Origin of the sequence: Neisseria sp. P0013.S005 (assembly GCF_051958425.1) — a bacterium.
GTDB classification, from domain to species: Bacteria; Pseudomonadota; Gammaproteobacteria; order Burkholderiales; family Neisseriaceae; genus Neisseria; species Neisseria subflava.
In genome coordinates this window covers 239,254-256,209 of sequence record NZ_JBQCVL010000002.1, presented here as the reverse complement: position 1 = coordinate 256,209, position 16,956 = coordinate 239,254, and the positions used below count along the sequence as shown (strand labels likewise).

Here is a 16,956-nt window from a genome sequence, read left to right as displayed (position 1 = left end):
GCTACTAAATTTCTTTCTCAGATACTTAAGGCAAATATTTTCAGACGGCCTTGCAATAAGATTATCATTTAAAAACAATGTAATTTTACTTCTATTTAAGTGAATGGCTAGTGGATATAGATTATCAATAACCAAGTAATTTAATGCGATATTAAATTTCATTTAAATCAATAAGGTATGAAAATGATATTGTCTGGGTCATTCATTTGAAAGCACTATTACACTATTGAAGGCCGTCTGAAAAAATCGGTCTCTTAAAGAAATAAACAAATCCTCCCTACCATGACTCCGAAAAGGAACACAATCATGACCGTCATCAAGCAAGAAGACTTTATCCAAAGTATTTTTGACGCTTTCCAATTCATCAGCTACTACCATCCTAAAGACTACATTCAGGCTTTGTATAAGGCTTATCAAAAAGAAGAAAACCCTGCGGCCAAAGATGCGATGGCGCAAATTTTGGTCAATAGCCGTATGTGTGCTGAAGGCCATCGTCCGATTTGTCAGGATACCGGTATTGCAACCGTATTCTTGAAAGTGGGTATGGATGTACAGTGGGATGCCGAGATGAGCGTACAGGAAATGGTTAACGAAGGCGTACGCCGTGCATACACCTATCCTGACAACAAACTGCGTGCCTCTGTATTGGCCGACCCGGCTGGCAAACGTCAAAATACCAAAGACAACACCCCTGCCGTTGTACACATGGAAATCGTAAAAGGCGATAAAGTTGAAGTCACTTGCGCAGCCAAAGGCGGCGGTTCTGAAAACAAAACCAAAGTTGCCATGCTCAACCCTTCAGACAATATCGTTGATTGGGTATTGAAAACCGTTCCACAAATGGGTGCAGGCTGGTGTCCTCCGGGCATCTTGGGTATCGGCATCGGCGGTACGCCTGAAAAAGCAGTGTTGATGGCAAAAGAAAGTCTGATGAGCCATATCGATATTCAGGAACTCAAAGAAAAAGCCGATTTCGGTGCAGAATTGTCTACTACCGAAGCCCTGCGCTTGGAACTCTACAAAAAAGTAAATGCCTTGGGCATCGGCGCACAAGGTTTGGGCGGTTTGAGCACCGTGCTGGATGTCAAAATTCTTGACTACCCAACCCACGCGGCTTCCAAACCGATTGCCATGATTCCAAACTGCGCGGCAACCCGCCACATCGAATTTGAATTGGACGGCTCAGGCCCGGCCAAACTGGAAGCCCCATCTTTGGAAGACTGGCCGGATCTGACTTACAGCCCTGACAACGGCAAACGAGTCGATGTCAACAACCTGACCAAAGAAGAAGTGGCCACATGGAAAACCGGCGACGTATTGTTGCTGAACGGTAAAATCCTGACCGGCCGCGATGCCGCGCACAAACGTTTGGTTGATATGCTCAACAAAGGCGAAGAATTACCGGTAGATTTCACCAACAAACTGATTTACTACGTCGGCCCGGTTGATCCAGTCCGTGACGAAGTTGTTGGCCCAGCCGGTCCGACTACTTCCACCCGTATGGATAAATTTACCCGCCAAATGCTGGAACAAACCGGCCTCTTGGGTATGATCGGTAAATCCGAACGTGGCGCAGCAACTTGCCAAGCCATTGCCGATAACAAAGCTGTTTACCTGATGGCTGTCGGCGGCGCGGCATATTTGGTTGCCAAAGCCATTAAAGCATCTAAAGTCTTGGCGTTCCCAGAATTGGGTATGGAAGCGATTTACGAATTTGAAGTCAAAGACATGCCTGTGACTGTTGCGGTAGATAGCAACGGCGAATCGGTTCATGCCATTGCGCCAAAACAATGGCAGGCCAAAATCGGTATTATTCCGGTTGAAGCTTGATATTTGACTGAATAATCAAAGGCCGTCTGAATGATTTCAGACGGCCTTTTTTTGCTTATAAATAATTCAAATGTTTTCAAACGAGTAAATTTCCCTTTCTAAAAAGCACTTGTCAAAATCAGCGTTTGAAACTAGAATTCACAGCTTATCGAGTCGGAGTGTGGCGCAGTCTGGTAGCGCACTTGCATGGGGTGCAAGGGGTCGAAGGTTCGAATCCTTTCACTCCGACCAAAGAATTGGAAAGAGCCGTTTTAAAAACGGCTCTTTTTTCGTTTGGATGATTTATCTGAATAATGTGTCCGAATGGATTTTAAAACTTAATAACAATGCCGTCTGAAACAAAACCTGCTTTCTCAAAGCAGGTTTTGTTGTTTCTAAAGCAGGGCTATTCGGCACTATCTTTTAGCGTATCTCTATAAGTATAAAGATAAGATGCACCGACAAAGGATGCGCCACCGACGACATTGCCCAAGAATACGGGAATCATGTTGAAGAAAAACTGCCCCCAAGTGATGTTTGCGCCTGCCAAAATACCCGCTGGGATAACGAACATATTGGCGACAAGGTGTTGGAAGCCGTTTAATACGAAAATCATGATGGGGAACCAAATGGCCAGCATTCGTCCGGTTGTGTTTTTAGCGGCAAAGTGCAACCACGCGCCCATACAGACCATCCAGTTACATGCTACTGCCGATACAAAAGCGCGGCCGAAATCCATATGGACTTTTGCTTCCGCCACGGCAATGGTTTTTTCTGCCATGCTGCCTTCAATCATACCGACATAGTATCCGAGGAAAAAAGCCATCGCCAGCGTGCCCACCAAATTGCCCATACAGACGATAACCCAGTTGCGCAGCAGCATTTTGGAGGAAATCCGTCCGGCCAATCTGCCTAAAGACATGATCATCATGTTGCTGGTTACCAGCTCGCCGCCGCCAAGCAGGATGCAAATCAAGGCGATTGGGAACACGGCTGCGCCGAGTAAAGTGGCAAAACCACTCCATTCATGAGGTATGCCGCTGACTACTTTTAAATAGGCAAGATATCCAAAGCCGATGTATCCGCCGGCTAAAACGCTCAAGATTGCCAGTGTGGGAATGCTGGATTGTGCTTTGGCGCAGCTTTTGTCGAGAACAACCTGTAAAATTTCCTGTGGGTATAAATCGCGCGAAGCCATGATGTTCCTTAAAGTGGGTTGAGGAGGGAACGCCGTTTCAAAAGTGGCGCAAACTGTCGCGGTAGGGCAGTGTTATAAGGAGCCGGTGTACGGTCTTTGTTTTATCAATCAGCCTGAATTAAATCTAAAAAACAGATACGTCGCCCTGCTTTAGCTCAAAAGAAATATTATTACATTTTGCTTCTGTATTAAAAAAGGCCGTCTGAACGTTGAGGTTTCAGACGGCCTTGTTTTGAATTTTTAAACTTACAAATGTGCCAGCTTTGCATTGCCTTCGCGAGGAATAGGGCGCGGATTGCCTTGTGCATCGATGGCGACGTAAGTGAACACGGCTTCGGTGACCAGTTGGCGGTCTTCCGTTACCATATCGTTCATCAAAGTCTTCACCCATACTTCGATTTTTAGTTGCAAAGAAGTATTGCCTACGCGGACGCAATGACCGTAGCAACATACAACGTTGCCGACCTTTACCGGTCTGATGAAATTCATTTCTTGAACGGCTACGGTTACAATTCGTCCCTGTGCGATTTCTGCCGCCAAAATACCGCCGCCCAGATCCATTTGCGACATAATCCAGCCGCCGAAGATATCCTGATTAGGATTGGTATCGCGCGGCATGGCTACCGTACGCAATAAAAGTTGTCCTTCTGGTGCAGCATGTGTTTGTTTGTTGCCAGCCATAAATAATCCTGTCAAAAAAGTGCTATTTTACGCCATTTGTAGCGATAAACCTATGTAGGCCGTCTGAAAAATCAGCAGGCAAAGTGTTACAATCAACATATTCATCAGACAAAGGAGAAAGTTCATGCATCCGATTCAAGAACCAAGAAATAGCGGCCTTTTGCGCGTATCCGACATTCACGAAATCTACTGGGAAGAATCAGGCAATCCTGATGGCCACCCCGTGATTTTCCTGCATGGCGGCCCCGGAGCAGGGGCATCACCTGCCTGTCGCGGCTTTTTCAATCCAGAGCATTTCCGCATCGTCATCATCGACCAACGCGGTTGCGGACGTTCCAAACCCTATGCCTGTATCGAAGACAACACCACTTGGGACTTGGTTGCCGATATTGAAAAAGTACGCGAAATGCTCGGTATTCAAAAATGGTTAGTTTTCGGCGGCTCATGGGGCAGCACCTTGTCGCTGACTTATGCCGAAACCCATCCCGAGCGCGTCAGCGGCTTAGTTTTGCGTGGTATTTTCCTATGCAGGCCGTCTGAAATGGCATGGTTGAACGAAGCAGGCGGCGTCAGCCAAATTTATCCGGCCCAATGGCAAAAATTCATTGCCCCCGTGGCCGAAAACAAACGCCAAGCCCTAATTAAAGCCTATCATGAAATGCTGTTCAGCGAAGATGAAGCCACACGCCTCAAAGCGGCCAAATCATGGGCAGACTGGGAAAGCTATCTTATTCAGTTTGAACCTAAAGACGTGGATGAAGACCCGCAAGCCTCCCTTGCCATTGCAAGAATGGAAAACCATTACTTCGTGAACGAAGGCTGGTTACAGGGCGATAAAGCCATCTTGGCAAACATCGGCAAAATCCGCCATATCCCAACCATCATCGTCCAAGGCCGCTATGACCTATGCACCCCGATGCAAAGCGCGTGGGAACTCTCGCAAGCCTTCCCTGAAGCGGAATTGAGAATCGTCCAAGCAGGCCACTCTTCTTTTGATCCCTCGCTTTCCGAAGCATTAGTGAAAGCGGTGGAGGATATTAGAAGCAAGTTATAAAGATTAATCAATGACAATGCCGTCTGAAAAAGTTTCAGACGGCATTTTTTCTATTTACATATTAAATTTAATATCATATTATCATTTCATGATATCAGTTTGAATTTTTTAGAATTTCAATATGAAACCTCTAATTTACTACGCCCATTCCGCGCAAGACAAACTCGGCAATCTCTTACCTTACGAACATTGGCAAACCTTGCAAAGCCATTTGGTCAATGTTGGGGAAATGGCGGCGGAGTTTGCTCGGGTATTTGGTGCGCAGGAAATTGCTTGCCAGACGGGGCAGCTTCATGACTTAGGGAAATATTCGGAACCATTTGACCGCCGATTGCATGGCGGTCCTTCAGTCGATCACGCTACTGCCGGAGCCAAAATCGCTGTCGAGCGTTGGGGGAATGTGATCGGTAAGCTGATGGCGTTTTGCATTGCGGGGCACCATGCAGGGCTAGCCAACGGGAGCGGTGAAGGGGATAACCGCCGCACGTTAAAACAGCGTTTAGCCTTGCAATTTGGCGCAGATATTCCCGCCCTCGATAACCTGTGGCAACAAGAAATCAAGTTCCCTCAAAACTTGTCCACACCGCCACTCAAAGCCGACGCGCATCATCCTTTTTTCTCCTACGCCTTCTTCACCCGAATGCTTTATTCTTGCTTGGTGGATGCTGATTATCTTGACACCGAAGCCTTTTATCTAAAGCTAGAAAACAAAGCCGCCGAGCGCGGCGGTTATCCCGATTTAAGCGCCTTACAACACAATTTCAATCAATTCATCAACGATTTCAGACGACGTATCGCCCAAGCTCCAGAGCAAACCGAAGCCGAAAAATGCAACGCCGCCTTAAACCGCCTGCGTAGCGAAATTCTGGATTATGCCGTAGAACAAGCGGCGCAACCGCAAGGACTGTTCACGCTCACCGTGCCCACCGGTGGTGGCAAAACCTTCACCTCCATGTCATTTGCGCTGGAACACGCCAAACGACACGACATGCAACGCGTGATTTACGTCATTCCGTTCACCAGCATCATCGAACAAAATGCCGCCGAATTCCGCAAAGCCTTTGGCGAATTGGGCGAACAAGCCGTGTTGGAACACCACAGCACCTTCAACGACGGCAAACTGCAAAATGAGGCTACCAAAGACAAATTGCGCCTTGCCTCGGAAAACTGGGACGCACCAATTGTCGTGACCACCGCCGTGCAATTCTTCGAATCCCTCTTTGCCGACCGCTCCTCGCGCTGCCGCAAACTGCACAACATCGCAGGTTCCGTCATCATCCTCGACGAAGCGCAAATGCTGCCGCTCAATCTGTTGCTGCCCATCATGCAAGCCATCAAAGAATTGGCGCAAAACTACCGCTGCAGCGTCGTCATGTGCACCGCCACCCAGCCAGCCGTGCAAGCCGAAAACGGCTTCTATCGCGGCTTTGAAAACGTGCGCGAAATAGCCCCAAAACCGACCGCACTTTTCGACAAACTGCGTCGTACCACCGTGCAACACATCGGCACACAAACCGACGCCGACCTGCTCGCCAAACTTGCCGAACACCCGCAAATGCTCGTCATCGTCAATAACCGCCGCCACGCTCGCAGCCTGTACGACCAAGCCAAACACCTTGATGGTACGTTCCACCTGACCACCTTAATGTGTGCCAAACACCGCAGCCAAAAGCTCGATGAAATTCGAGGCCGTCTGAAAAACGGCGAACCCTGCCGCGTTATCGCCACCTCCTTAATTGAAGCCGGCGTTGATGTCGATTTTCCTCTGGTGATGCGCGCCGAAGCTGGTTTAGACAGCGTTGCCCAAGCCGCCGGACGCTGCAACCGCGAAGGAAAAAGGCCGTCTGAAAACAGCTTTGTCTGGATATTCGCGCCCGAAGAACAATGGAAAGCCCCGCCCGAACTTGCCGCCCAAGCCGCCGTTATGCGCCTGACCGCCGACAGCTTTTCAGACAGCCTCATTCCACAGATTTTCGATTTCTCAACACCACAAGCTATTTATATGGTTTGTTCGTTAAATTTTACACGTTTCAAATTTGGAGAATCGATGTGAATTTCGACTATATAGCCCACGCCCACCAAGACTCATCAGGAAATTGGTATTCCCATCCTCTGCAAGACCACCTGCAAAAAGTCGCCCAACTCGCCAAGCGTTTTGCAGGGCGTTACGGGGCGTTGTTTGCCGAATATGCGGGGCTTTTGCACGATTTGGGGAAATTTCAGGAAGCTTTTCAGAAATATATCCGTCATGCATCCGGCTTTGAAAAAGAAAATGCCCATTTGGAAGATGTCGAATCTACCAAGTTGCGCAAAATTCCGCATTCCACTGCCGGTGCCAAATATGCGGTGGAGCGCCTTAATCCGTTTTTCGGGCATTTGCTGGCGTATCTGATTGCCGGGCATCATGCTGGGCTGGCAGATTGGTATGACAAAGGCAGCCTGAAACTTCGTCTGCAACAGGCGGATGATGAGTTGGTTGCGTCTTTGTCGGGCTTGGTGGAAAGTGGTTTGTCTGAAGATTCTTTCCTTTTATCCAATAATGATTTAACACAAAATTTTCTTGCTTTTTGGGAAAAACCAGAACAGGAAAAACTGTTCAAGGAGCTACATATTTGGCTGCGTTTTCTCTTTTCCTGCTTGGTGGATGCCGATTTTTTAGATACCGAAGCCTTTATGAACGGCTATGCCGATGCGGATGCCGCGCAGGCAGCCGGATTACGCCCGAAATTTCCCAGTTTGGATGAGTTGCATCGGAGATATGAGCAATATATGGCGCAACTTTTAGAAAAAGCAGATAAAAATTCAACTTTAAATCAAGAACGCCATGCCATTTTGCAGCAATGTTTTTCCGCCGCCGAAACCGACCGCACTTTGTTTTCTTTAACTGTGCCGACCGGCGGCGGCAAAACTTTGGCGAGCTTGGGGTTTGCTTTGAAGCACGCGCTGAAATTCGGCAAAAAACGAATTATCTACGCGATTCCCTTCACCAGTATTATTGAGCAGAACGCCGATGTTTTCCGCAAAGCATTAGGCGATGACGTGGTATTGGAACACCACAGCAATTTGGAAGTGGCCGATAACAAAGAAACCGCCAAAACCCGCCTTGCCACGGAAAACTGGGATGCCCCGCTGATTGTTACCACCAATGTGCAACTGTTTGAAAGCCTATTTGCGGCGAAATCCAGCCGTTGCCGCAAGATTCATAACATCGTCGACAGCGTGATTATTTTGGACGAAGCCCAGCAGCTGCCGCGTGATTTCCAAAAGCCCATTACCGATATGATGCGGGTGCTGGCTCGTGATTACGGCGTTAGTTTTGTGCTCTGCACGGCAACCCAGCCTGAACTTGGTAAAAATATCGACCCATTCGGGCGCACTATTTTGGAAGGATTGCCGGACGTGCGCGAGATTGTGGCGGATAAAATCGCCTTATCGGAAAAACTGCGCCGCGTCCGCATCAAAATGCCACCGGCAAACGACGAAACACAAAGCTGGCAGGAAATTGCCGATGAAATTGCTGTCCGGCCGTGCGTTTTGGCAGTAGTCAATACACGAAAGCACGCCCAAAAACTCTTTGCCGCCCTGCCTTCTGACGGAATCAAACTACATTTATCCGCCAATATGTGCGCCACACACCGAAGCGAAGTGATTGCGTTGGTTCGCCGATATTTGGCACTGTATCGCGCAGGCAGCCTGCACAAGCCCTTGTGGTTGGTCAGCACGCAGTTGATTGAAGCCGGCGTAGATTTGGATTTCCCTTGTGTTTATCGGGCGATGGCAGGGCTGGACAGCATTGCCCAGGCGGCGGGGCGGTGCAACCGTGAAGGAAAACTGCCGCAGTTGGGCGAAGTGGTCGTGTTCCGTGCCGAGGAAGGCGCGCCCAGCGGCAGCCTGAAACAGGGACAGGACATTAGCGAAGAAATGCTGAAAGCAGGACTGCTCGGCGACCCACTTTCCCCGTCGGTATTTGCCGAGTATTTCCGCCGATTTAACGGCAAGGGCGCTGTGGACAAACACGACATTACAAGACTTTTAACGGCAGAATCATCCAATGAAAATCCACTGGCAATCAAATTCCGCACCGCCGCCGAACGCTTCCGCCTGATTGATAACCAAGGCGTGGCACTCATTGTGCCGTTTATCCCGTTGGCTCATTGGGAAAAAGACGGCAGTCCGCAAATCGTCAAAGCAAACGAGCTGGACGATTTTTTCAGACGACATCTAGACGGTGTTGAAGTTTCAGAATGGCAGGATATTTTGGACAAACAACGCTTTCCGCAGCCGCCAGACAACTCCTTTGGGCAAACCGATCAACCACCGCTACCCGAGCCGTTTGAAAGCTGGTTCAACTTGCTTGAAAGCGACCCGCTCAAACACAAATGGGTTTACCGCAAGCTGCAACGCTACACGATTACTGTGTACGAACACGAACTGAAAAAGTTACCTGAACATGCCGTTTTTTCAAGAGCGGGATTGCTGGTGTTAGATAAGGGCTATTACAAAGCCGTGCTTGGCGCGGATTTTGATGATACGGCTTGGCTACCTGAAAATTCGGTTTTATGAAAAATTCCCCTATTGCTAGGGGAATTTTGTCATTTCTAACATAGCGTTATAGTTTCAACACACAGCTACCCGAAGGTAGCTGAATAGCAATAATTTATCTAACCGATTGTGCGGGAAGAAATTTAGCATAGGCGTATTTTACAGTCTATTAAAAAAATAAGCGAATGACACTTGACCTGTACATTTAGAATAAATTAATATAGCTTTATAGAAATTAATAAGGAGGCAAAATGAGTTTCATCCTAGAAATCAGCGGTGATTTGGCATGCTTTACCAGGCCTGAGCTTAAGGTGGAGAGAGTAAGCTACCCTGTTATCACACCGTCTGCTGCCAGAAACATCCTAATGGCGATATTGTGGAAGCCAGCAATCCGCTGGCGAGTCTTGAAGATAGAAATCCTAAAACCGATTCAGTGGACGAATATCCGCCGTAACGAAGTGGGAACCAAAATGAGTGAACGCAGCGGCTCGCTCTATATTGAAGACAACCGCCAGCAGCGCGCATCCATGCTACTGAAAGACGTTGCCTACCGTATTCACGCCGATTTTGACATGACAAGCGAAGCCGGCGAGGGCGACAACTACGTCAAATTTGCCGAAATGTTCAAGCGGCGCGCGAAAAAAGGGCAATATTTCCACCAGCCTTATTTAGGCTGTCGTGAGTTTCCTTGTGATTTCAGGTTGCTGGAAAAAGCCGAAGATGGATTGCCACGCGAAGACATTGCCCAAGATTTCGGCTTTATGCTGTACGACATGGATTTCAGCAAATCCGCCCCACGCGATTCCAATAACGCCGAACCGATGTTTTACCAATGCAAAGCGGTAAACGGCGTGATTACCGTGCCCCCAGTCGACAGCGAGGAGGTGAAACGATGATTTTGCACGCGCTCGCCCAATACTACCAACGCAAAGCCAAAAGCGATGGCGGTATTGCCCAGGAAGGGTTTGAAAACAAAGAAATCCCGTTCATTATTGTTATAGACAAACAGGGCAAATTTATTCAGCTGGAAGATACCCGTGAGCTGAAAGGCAAGAAGAAAGTTGGCCGCATTTTTTTAGTGCCACATAGTGTTAAACGATCTAGTACAAAAGTTGTCAGTAATACTTTATGGGACAATTATGGATATGTTTTAGGATATATGGCAGATAAAAATCCTGAGTTTGTTCAGAATCAGCATAAAAGTTTTATTGACAAGGTTAATGAATTTAAAAAGGAATTACCCAATGATATAGGCATCGCTGCTGTTGCTGAATTTTTGGCTTCTGCGGAAGAAAAAAGCAAAGTTATGCAAGTCGCAAATTGGGCGGAATGTGCCAAGGTCAAAGGCTGTAATCTCAGCTTCCGCTTGGTGGACGAGGCAGTAGATTTGGTTTGTCAATCAAAGGCGGTGCGGGAATATGTGAGTCAAGCGAATCAAACGCAATCCGATAATGTCCAAAAAGGTATTTGCCTTGTAACGGGCAAACCTGCATCGATTGCACTTTTACATAATGATATTAAAGGGATTGAGAAATTTGAGAATGGTAGCTATAAACAAGCCAAACCAGCTCCTTTGATTTCTGCAAATTTAGATTCTTTTAAATCTTATGGTAAGGGTAAAAATAAAGATAACGGCCTGATGTATCCGATTGGCGAGCAAGCCATGTTCGAATACACCACCGCCTTAAACACCCTGCTTGCCGGTGAAAACCGCTTCCGTATCGGCGATGTAACAGCTATCTGTTGGAGCGCAAAACCGACTCCGTTGGAAGAAAGCCTTGCTTCGTTGATTAGTGGCGGTGGCAAAGATAACCCCGATGCCCATATTGATGCCGTCAAATCGCTTTATAAAAGTCTGTATGACGGCAAATATACAAAACCGGACGGCAAAGAAAAGTTCTACCTTTTAGGCTTGTCTCCCAATTCCGCACGCATTGTCGTCCGCTTTTGGCATGAAACGACTGTCGCCGCCTTATCCGAAAGCATTGCAGCATGGTATGACGATTTAAAAATGGTGCGCGGCGAAAACTCACCATATCCCGAATATATGCCGCTGCCGCGTCTGCTGGGCAATTTGGTGTTGGACGGCAAAATGGAAAACCTGCCGTCTGACCTGATTACCCAAATAACCGATGCCGCACTCAACAACCGCGTTTTGCCCGTCAGCCTGTTGCAGGCTGCTTTGCGGCGCAATAAGGCGGAACAGAAAATTACCTATGGCAGGGCAAGTTTGCTTAAAGCCTATATCAATCGCGCAATCCGCGCAGGTCGTCTGAAAAACATGAAGGAGCTAACTATGAGCCTAGATAGAAACCGTCAAGACATCGGCTATGTGTTGGGGCGGCTATTTGCCGTGCTGGAAAAAACACAAGCCGAGGCCAATCCCGGCTTGAACGCCACCATTGCCGACCGCTATTTCGGTTCGGCGAGCAGCACGCCGATTGCCGCATTCGGCACACTGATGCGCCTGTTGCCGCACCATTTGAACAAACTGGAATTTGAAGGTCGTGCCGTGCAACTGCAATGGGAAATCCGCCAGATTTTGGAGCACTGTCAGAAATTTCCCAACCATTTGAATTTGGAACAGCAAGGCCTATTCGCCATCGGTTATTACCACGAAACTCAATTCTTGTTTACCAAAGACGCATTGAAAAACCTGTTCAACGAAGCGAAAACTGCATAAGGAGTAAACGCTATGACTATTGAAAAACGCTACGACTTTGTCTTTTTATTTGACGTGCAAGACGGCAATCCCAACGGCGATCCCGACGCAGGTAACCTGCCGCGTATCGACCCGCAAACCGGCGAAGGTTTGGTAACCGATGTTTGTTTAAAACGCAAGGTTCGCAACTTTATCCAAATGACCCAAAATGGCGAACATCACGATATCTTTATCCGCGAAAAAGGCATTTTGAACAACCTGATTGATGAAGCCCACGAGCAAGAAAACGTAAAAGGCAAAGAAAAAGGCGAGAAAACCGAAGCCGCCCGCCAATACATGTGTAGCCGTTATTACGACATCCGCACATTCGGCGCAGTGATGACCACCGGCAAAAATGCAGGACAAGTGCGCGGTCCCGTGCAGTTGACCTTCTCTCGTTCCATAGACCCTATTATGACCCTAGAACACAGCATTACCCGTATGGCGGTTACCAACGAAAAAGATGCCAGTGAAACCGGCGACAACCGTACCATGGGGCGCAAATTCACCGTCCCCTACGGCCTATACCGCTGCCATGGCTTTGTTTCCGCACATTTCGCCAAACAAACCGGCTTTTCCGAAAACGATTTGGAACTGTTTTGGCAGGCACTTGTCAATATGTTCGACCACGACCATTCCGCCGCACGCGGACAAATGAATGCACGCGGGCTTTATGTGTTTGAACACAGCAATAATTTAGGCGATGCACCTGCCGACAGACTGTTCAAACGCATTCAGGTAGCCAAAAAAGACGGCGTGGAAGCAGCAAGGAATTTTGACGACTACCTTGTCAGCGTGGACGATAAAAATCTTGGTGAAACCAAACTGCTGCGTAAATTAGGCTGAAAATGACCGCACTTTCAGCCAAAGCCAAAGCCAAAGGGGAAACTCGGGACACGCGCCTGATTCCCCTTTCCGCCCTGCAACACTACGCCTTTTGCCCGCGCCAATGCGCCTTGATTCACAACGAGCAGGCGTGGGCGGAGAACTATTTGACCGCGCAGGGCAAGGCGCTACACGAACGGGTGGATTCGGGCGAACCGGAAACGCGCAAGGGCGTGCGCTTTGAGCGGACGGTGCATGTGTCGGCGGAGAAGCTGGGCATCAGCGGCGTGTTGGATTTGGTGGAAGTGGATACAAAAACAGGCCGTCTGAAACCTGTGGAATACAAACGCGGCAAGCCCAAACCCGACCCAATGGACGAAATCCAGCTTTGCGCCCAAGGCTTGTGTTTGGAAGAAATGACGGGGCAAACCGTCTTTGAGGGCGCGCTGTGGTATATGCAAACCCGCCACCGCGTCCCCGTCGTGTTTTCAGACGACCTGCGCGCCCAAACACTCGCCACCATCGCCGCCGTGCGCGAACTTCTAAACAGCGGCCAAACCCCGCCGCCTAACTACGGTAAACGCTGCAAAGCCTGCTCGCTGGTGGAAATTTGTCAGCCGGAGCTGTTGGGGAAACGGGATAGGAGTGTGGGGTATGTGGCGGGGTTGTTCTCTTTAGTAGAGAGTTAGTTGAATAGCCTTTATTTTCAATGGCTCATTTTAATACAATTCAAGAATAGGTAATATTATGAAAATAATATATTTGGATTACAACGTTATTAGTTATTTAAGAACAGGAAATTTTCCTAAAAATATTTCTCCCAAATTAAAAGAGAAGGTTGAATTCATAAAAGAAAATTACTCTATTGCATTTAGTCCAGCTCATTTAGAGGATATTGCAGCATCAAAAATAAGATGTGGAACATCTGATGATGTTATAAGATCAGAAATAGAATTTTTAACTTCAATAGCAGGAAGAAACTCGCTAAGACCTATAACTCGTGAAACTTTAAAAATATATTATGATGAATATCCTATAGATTGCTACCACAGAGTTGTCAGTGGTTATGTAGGAAATGATCTGATAGAACCTATTGAGAAAAAAATTCTTGAGGACGCACATAGCAATCCATTATCAGAACCTAAGGAAATGAATAATATTTCACCAGAAGATATTTTTGATCAGTTTAGAAAGAAACAAATATCTTGTTCATTATATAAACAAGGGTATTTAAGTGAATCTGAGATTGAAAAAAGTCTTAATTGGACATTTGATGATATAAAAGATAAGTTTTATATTGTTGAGGCATATATAAATTTAGCAGCTAATTTACTAGAAAAATTAGGTTATTATAGGGAATCAGAAAATAAATATAGATCTAGATTGCATGATGTTTCTCATATGATATACGGTGCTTATTGCGATGTTTTTGTTTCTGCTGATAAAAAAATGATAAATAAATTAAAGGCTATTTATAGTGCTTTAAATATTCCTACTGAAGTTCTTTCTCTTTTAGATTTTCAAAATAAGTTAGACTGTTAATGAGCGGCAGGCTGTAACCTGCATCTCCACCAACTGCGTGCGTAGCTGCGCCACACACCCTACTGTGGACGATACAAGCTTTAAAACCAAAATGTAGGGTGTGTGCGGTACGCACGCACGCGGTTTTTGCTGTTCAAACTATTGTTTAAAACTTTCAGACGACCTTATGTTTCAGTCTATGTAGGTCAGATACTTGTATCCGACAACCTTTTGATATTTATATGATTTGAAATTATTGCGGTAATTTTGAAAGTGTCGGATTCGAGAATCCGACCTACCATTTTTCAGGTAGCTAAACTCTGTTAAATGCCCCAAAACTACGGCCACCCCCAAGGAGTCTCCCATGCGCAAACTGCAAAACACGCTCTATATCACTACCCAAGGCAGCTATCTGCATAAGGAGCGGGAGACGCTGGTGGTGGAGCAGGAGCGTAAGAAGGTGGCGCAGTTGCCGGTGCATTCCATCGGGCATATTTTCTGTTTCGGGAATGTGCTGGTGTCGCCGTTTTTGCTGGGGTTTTGCGGTGAAAATAATGTGAATTTGGCGTTTTTTACCGAAAACGGACGTTATTTGGGGCGGCTTCAGGGGCGGCAGAGCGGTAATGTGCTGCTGCGTCGGGCGCAGTATCGGGTGTCGGAGCAAAATCCCGTGCCGATTGCGCGCAATATCATTGCGGCGAAGATTCAGGCGAGTAAGCGGGTGCTTCAGCGGCAGATTCGCAATTACGGCGAGAATGCGGCGATTCAAAGTGCGGTCGATTCTTTGAATATTTCGCTGCGGCAGTTGAAGAGCGCGGCGGAGCTGGATGTGGTACGCGGCATTGAAGGCGATGCGGCGGCGCGGTATTTCAGCGTGTTTGGGCAGCTTTTGAGCGAGAAAAGCGGCTTTACTTTTGACGGACGTAACCGCCGTCCGCCCAGAGACGGGGTGAATGCGCTGTTGTCGTTTGTGTACAGCATTCTAGGCAAGGACATCAGCGGCGCGCTGCAAGGCGTGGGGCTGGATCCGCAGGTGGGTTTTCTACACGCCGACCGGCCGGGTCGCGACAGTTTGGCGCAGGATATTTTGGAAGAATTCCGCGCATGGTGGGCGGACAGGCTGGTGTTGTCGCTGATTAACCGCGGGCAAATCAAACCGCAGGATCTTGTTACCGAGGCAAGCGGTGCGGTAAACCTGAAAGCCGAGGCGCGTAAGCTGTTGTTCCAAGCTTTGCAGGCGAAAAAGCAGGAAAAAATCGTTCATCCATTTTTAGGTGAAGAGATGGAAATCGGGCTGCTGCCGTATATTCAGGCGATGCTGTTGGCGCGACATTTACGCGGGGATTTGGCGGAATACCCGCCGTTTTTGATGAGATAGGTTTGCAGGCTGCCTGAAAACGGGTTGGCTGCTTTCAGACGACCCCTAAAGCAGCCTGCACATGGGAATACAAAATGCTGATGCTGATTACTTACGATATTTCGCTGGAAGACACAGAAGGACAGGCAAGGCTGCGGCGCGTGGCGAAGTTGTGTTTGGACTACGGCGTGCGCGTGCAGTATTCGGTTTTTGAATGCGACATCGCGCCCGATCAGTGGGTTGTTTTAAGAGACAAACTTTTGAAAACCTACAACCCTGAAACCGACAGCCTGCGCTTTTACCATCTAGGCAGCAAATGGCGGCGCAAAGTGGAACACCACGGCGCAAAACCGGCGGTGGATGTGTTTAAGGATACGTTGATTGTGTAAATCGCCAACCTACGGTTCTCATGAAAATGCGGCAGGGTTGGCGAATTGGGATTGTTCTTTAACAATCAGGATATTGCGAATGCGGGTGTAACGGAAAAGGCTGTGTTATACTCGCGTTCACGCTTTTCTTGGGAGCTTAGCGAAATCGGGGCTGCGAAACTTGACGGAGCAAGGCTTTTAAGAGGGGCTCCAGCCGCCTTCAGGCGGCTGTGTGTTGAAACAGGTACGGCAGGGAATGCTACTTCATGATAGAGAGCCAGCCGCCTTCAGGCGGCTGTGTGTTGAAACATGCGCTTGATAGAGGCGAGAATCTATCCGTGAACCAGCCGCCTTCAGGCGGCTGTGTGTTGAAACAGAATATAATGACGTTGTAGTTAGCTTCTACAAGGGCCAGCCGCCTTCAGGCGGCTGTGTGTTGAAACAAGTGAACTTTGAATTGCACGTAGACTTTGCTTATCCAGCCGCCTTCAGGCGGCTGTGTGTTGAAACGTATTTACGGATAAGTTGTTTGATGTTCACGCTACCAGCCGCCTTCAGGCGGCTGTGTGTTGAAACTTAGTAAGTATAACTACTCAAGGTAATACAGCGGTTCCAGCCGCCTTCAGGCGGCTGTGTGTTGAAACGTTTTGTAGTCAACATGATTACTTTTCCTTTTGTCCAGCCGCCTTCAGGCGGCTGTGTGTTGAAACATGTGTGTGTAAGTCCAGATACAGACGTGTATAAGCCAGCCGCCTTCAGGCGGCTGTGTGTTGAAACAATTAAAGAACGAATTCAGCATTGCGCTTCCATGCCAGCCGCCTTCAGGCGGCTGTGTGTTGAAACCTACCAGCTTCCTACCAGCTAACTATCCGATAGCTCCAGCCGCCTTCAGGCGGCTGT

13 protein-coding genes, 1 tRNA gene and 1 CRISPR repeat array are annotated in these 16,956 nt (G+C 47.9%); of the genes, 12 read left to right on the top strand and 2 right to left on the bottom strand.

Annotated features, from left to right (window positions below):
• The first annotated feature begins 306 nt into the window (after window positions 1-306).
• On the top strand, window positions 307-1,830 hold the full coding sequence (locus ACTHTA_RS03375) for a fumarate hydratase (protein ID WP_308887374.1): 1,524 nt from the start codon (window positions 307-309) through the stop codon (window positions 1,828-1,830).
• Window positions 1,831-1,984: 154 nt separating this feature from the next.
• Window positions 1,985-2,061: transfer RNA gene (locus ACTHTA_RS03370), tRNA-Pro, on the top strand.
• Window positions 2,062-2,215: 154 nt separating this feature from the next.
• Here ACTHTA_RS03370 and ACTHTA_RS03365 read toward each other — a convergent pair.
• Both ACTHTA_RS03365 and yciA read right to left on the bottom strand, forming a co-directional pair.
• On the bottom strand, window positions 2,216-3,007 hold the full coding sequence (locus ACTHTA_RS03365) for a formate/nitrite transporter family protein (RefSeq protein ID WP_308887373.1): 792 nt from the start codon (window positions 3,005-3,007) through the stop codon (window positions 2,216-2,218).
• Between the two features lie 246 nt (window positions 3,008-3,253).
• Window positions 3,254-3,688 carry an acyl-CoA thioester hydrolase YciA gene (gene yciA / locus ACTHTA_RS03360; RefSeq protein WP_308887372.1) on the bottom strand — a complete coding sequence of 145 codons (435 nt, stop codon included), beginning with the start codon at window positions 3,686-3,688 and terminating at the stop codon, window positions 3,254-3,256.
• Between the two features lie 124 nt (window positions 3,689-3,812).
• On the opposite strand from yciA, the gene pip reads away from it, so the two are divergent.
• From pip to cas2, 10 genes are all read left to right on the top strand, one after another.
• Window positions 3,813-4,742 carry a prolyl aminopeptidase gene (gene pip, locus ACTHTA_RS03355; protein WP_003685493.1) on the top strand — a complete coding sequence of 310 codons (930 nt, stop codon included), beginning with the start codon at window positions 3,813-3,815 and terminating at the stop codon, window positions 4,740-4,742.
• 121 nt (window positions 4,743-4,863) lie between these two features.
• Window positions 4,864-6,795, top strand: a complete 1,932-nt coding sequence (gene cas3 / locus ACTHTA_RS03350; RefSeq protein WP_308887371.1) for a CRISPR-associated helicase Cas3' — start codon at window positions 4,864-4,866, stop codon at window positions 6,793-6,795.
• Window positions 6,792-9,305, top strand: a complete 2,514-nt coding sequence (gene cas3, locus ACTHTA_RS03345) for a CRISPR-associated helicase Cas3' (protein WP_308887370.1) — start codon at window positions 6,792-6,794, stop codon at window positions 9,303-9,305. Before cas3 (ACTHTA_RS03350) ends, cas3 (ACTHTA_RS03345) begins: the two co-directional genes overlap by 4 nt.
• A gap of 230 nt (window positions 9,306-9,535) precedes the next feature.
• Window positions 9,536-10,180 (top strand): type I-C CRISPR-associated protein Cas5c, encoded by a 645-nt coding sequence (gene cas5c / locus ACTHTA_RS03340; protein WP_308887369.1) that lies wholly within the window; start codon window positions 9,536-9,538, stop codon window positions 10,178-10,180.
• A complete protein-coding gene (gene cas8c, locus ACTHTA_RS03335) occupies window positions 10,177-11,967 on the top strand; it encodes a type I-C CRISPR-associated protein Cas8c/Csd1 (protein ID WP_308887366.1) in 1,791 nt (596 codons plus the stop codon). Before cas5c ends, cas8c begins: the two co-directional genes overlap by 4 nt.
• A 12-nt stretch (window positions 11,968-11,979) precedes the next feature.
• Window positions 11,980-12,831, top strand: a complete 852-nt coding sequence (gene cas7c / locus ACTHTA_RS03330) for a type I-C CRISPR-associated protein Cas7/Csd2 (protein WP_308887365.1) — start codon at window positions 11,980-11,982, stop codon at window positions 12,829-12,831.
• Between the two features lie 2 nt (window positions 12,832-12,833).
• A complete protein-coding gene (gene cas4, locus ACTHTA_RS03325; RefSeq protein ID WP_308887363.1) occupies window positions 12,834-13,499 on the top strand; it encodes a CRISPR-associated protein Cas4 in 666 nt (221 codons plus the stop codon).
• Window positions 13,500-13,557: 58 nt separating this feature from the next.
• Window positions 13,558-14,352: a hypothetical protein gene (locus ACTHTA_RS03320; RefSeq protein WP_308887362.1), complete on the top strand. Its 795-nt coding sequence runs from the start codon at window positions 13,558-13,560 to the stop codon at window positions 14,350-14,352.
• Between the two features lie 343 nt (window positions 14,353-14,695).
• Window positions 14,696-15,709: a type I-C CRISPR-associated endonuclease Cas1c gene (gene cas1c, locus ACTHTA_RS03315; protein WP_308887361.1), complete on the top strand. Its 1,014-nt coding sequence runs from the start codon at window positions 14,696-14,698 to the stop codon at window positions 15,707-15,709.
• Between the two features lie 74 nt (window positions 15,710-15,783).
• On the top strand, window positions 15,784-16,077 hold the full coding sequence (gene cas2, locus ACTHTA_RS03310) for a CRISPR-associated endonuclease Cas2 (RefSeq protein WP_308887360.1): 294 nt from the start codon (window positions 15,784-15,786) through the stop codon (window positions 16,075-16,077).
• A gap of 189 nt (window positions 16,078-16,266) precedes the next feature.
• A CRISPR array of direct repeats spans window positions 16,267-16,900; the repeat unit is 33 nt; unit sequence CCAGCCGCCTTCAGGCGGCTGTGTGTTGAAACA.
• Between the last annotated feature and the right edge of the window lie 56 nt (window positions 16,901-16,956).

What these genes read in the sequence shown, in the direction of transcription:
- ACTHTA_RS03375 (WP_308887374.1), top strand. Translation starts at nt 307, where the DNA reads ATGACCGTCATCAAGCAAGAAGACTTTATCCAAAGTATTTTTGACGCT.
- ACTHTA_RS03365 (WP_308887373.1), bottom strand. Translation starts at nt 3,007, where the DNA reads ATGGCTTCGCGCGATTTATACCCACAGGAAATTTTACAGGTTGTTCTC.
- yciA (WP_308887372.1), bottom strand. Translation starts at nt 3,688, where the DNA reads ATGGCTGGCAACAAACAAACACATGCTGCACCAGAAGGACAACTTTTA.
- pip (WP_003685493.1), top strand. Translation starts at nt 3,813, where the DNA reads ATGCATCCGATTCAAGAACCAAGAAATAGCGGCCTTTTGCGCGTATCC.
- cas3 (WP_308887371.1), top strand. Translation starts at nt 4,864, where the DNA reads ATGAAACCTCTAATTTACTACGCCCATTCCGCGCAAGACAAACTCGGC.
- cas5c (WP_308887369.1), top strand. Translation starts at nt 9,536, where the DNA reads ATGAGTTTCATCCTAGAAATCAGCGGTGATTTGGCATGCTTTACCAGG.
- cas8c (WP_308887366.1), top strand. Translation starts at nt 10,177, where the DNA reads ATGATTTTGCACGCGCTCGCCCAATACTACCAACGCAAAGCCAAAAGC.
- cas7c (WP_308887365.1), top strand. Translation starts at nt 11,980, where the DNA reads ATGACTATTGAAAAACGCTACGACTTTGTCTTTTTATTTGACGTGCAA.
- cas4 (WP_308887363.1), top strand. Translation starts at nt 12,834, where the DNA reads ATGACCGCACTTTCAGCCAAAGCCAAAGCCAAAGGGGAAACTCGGGAC.
- ACTHTA_RS03320 (WP_308887362.1), top strand. Translation starts at nt 13,558, where the DNA reads ATGAAAATAATATATTTGGATTACAACGTTATTAGTTATTTAAGAACA.
- cas1c (WP_308887361.1), top strand. Translation starts at nt 14,696, where the DNA reads ATGCGCAAACTGCAAAACACGCTCTATATCACTACCCAAGGCAGCTAT.
- cas2 (WP_308887360.1), top strand. Translation starts at nt 15,784, where the DNA reads ATGCTGATGCTGATTACTTACGATATTTCGCTGGAAGACACAGAAGGA.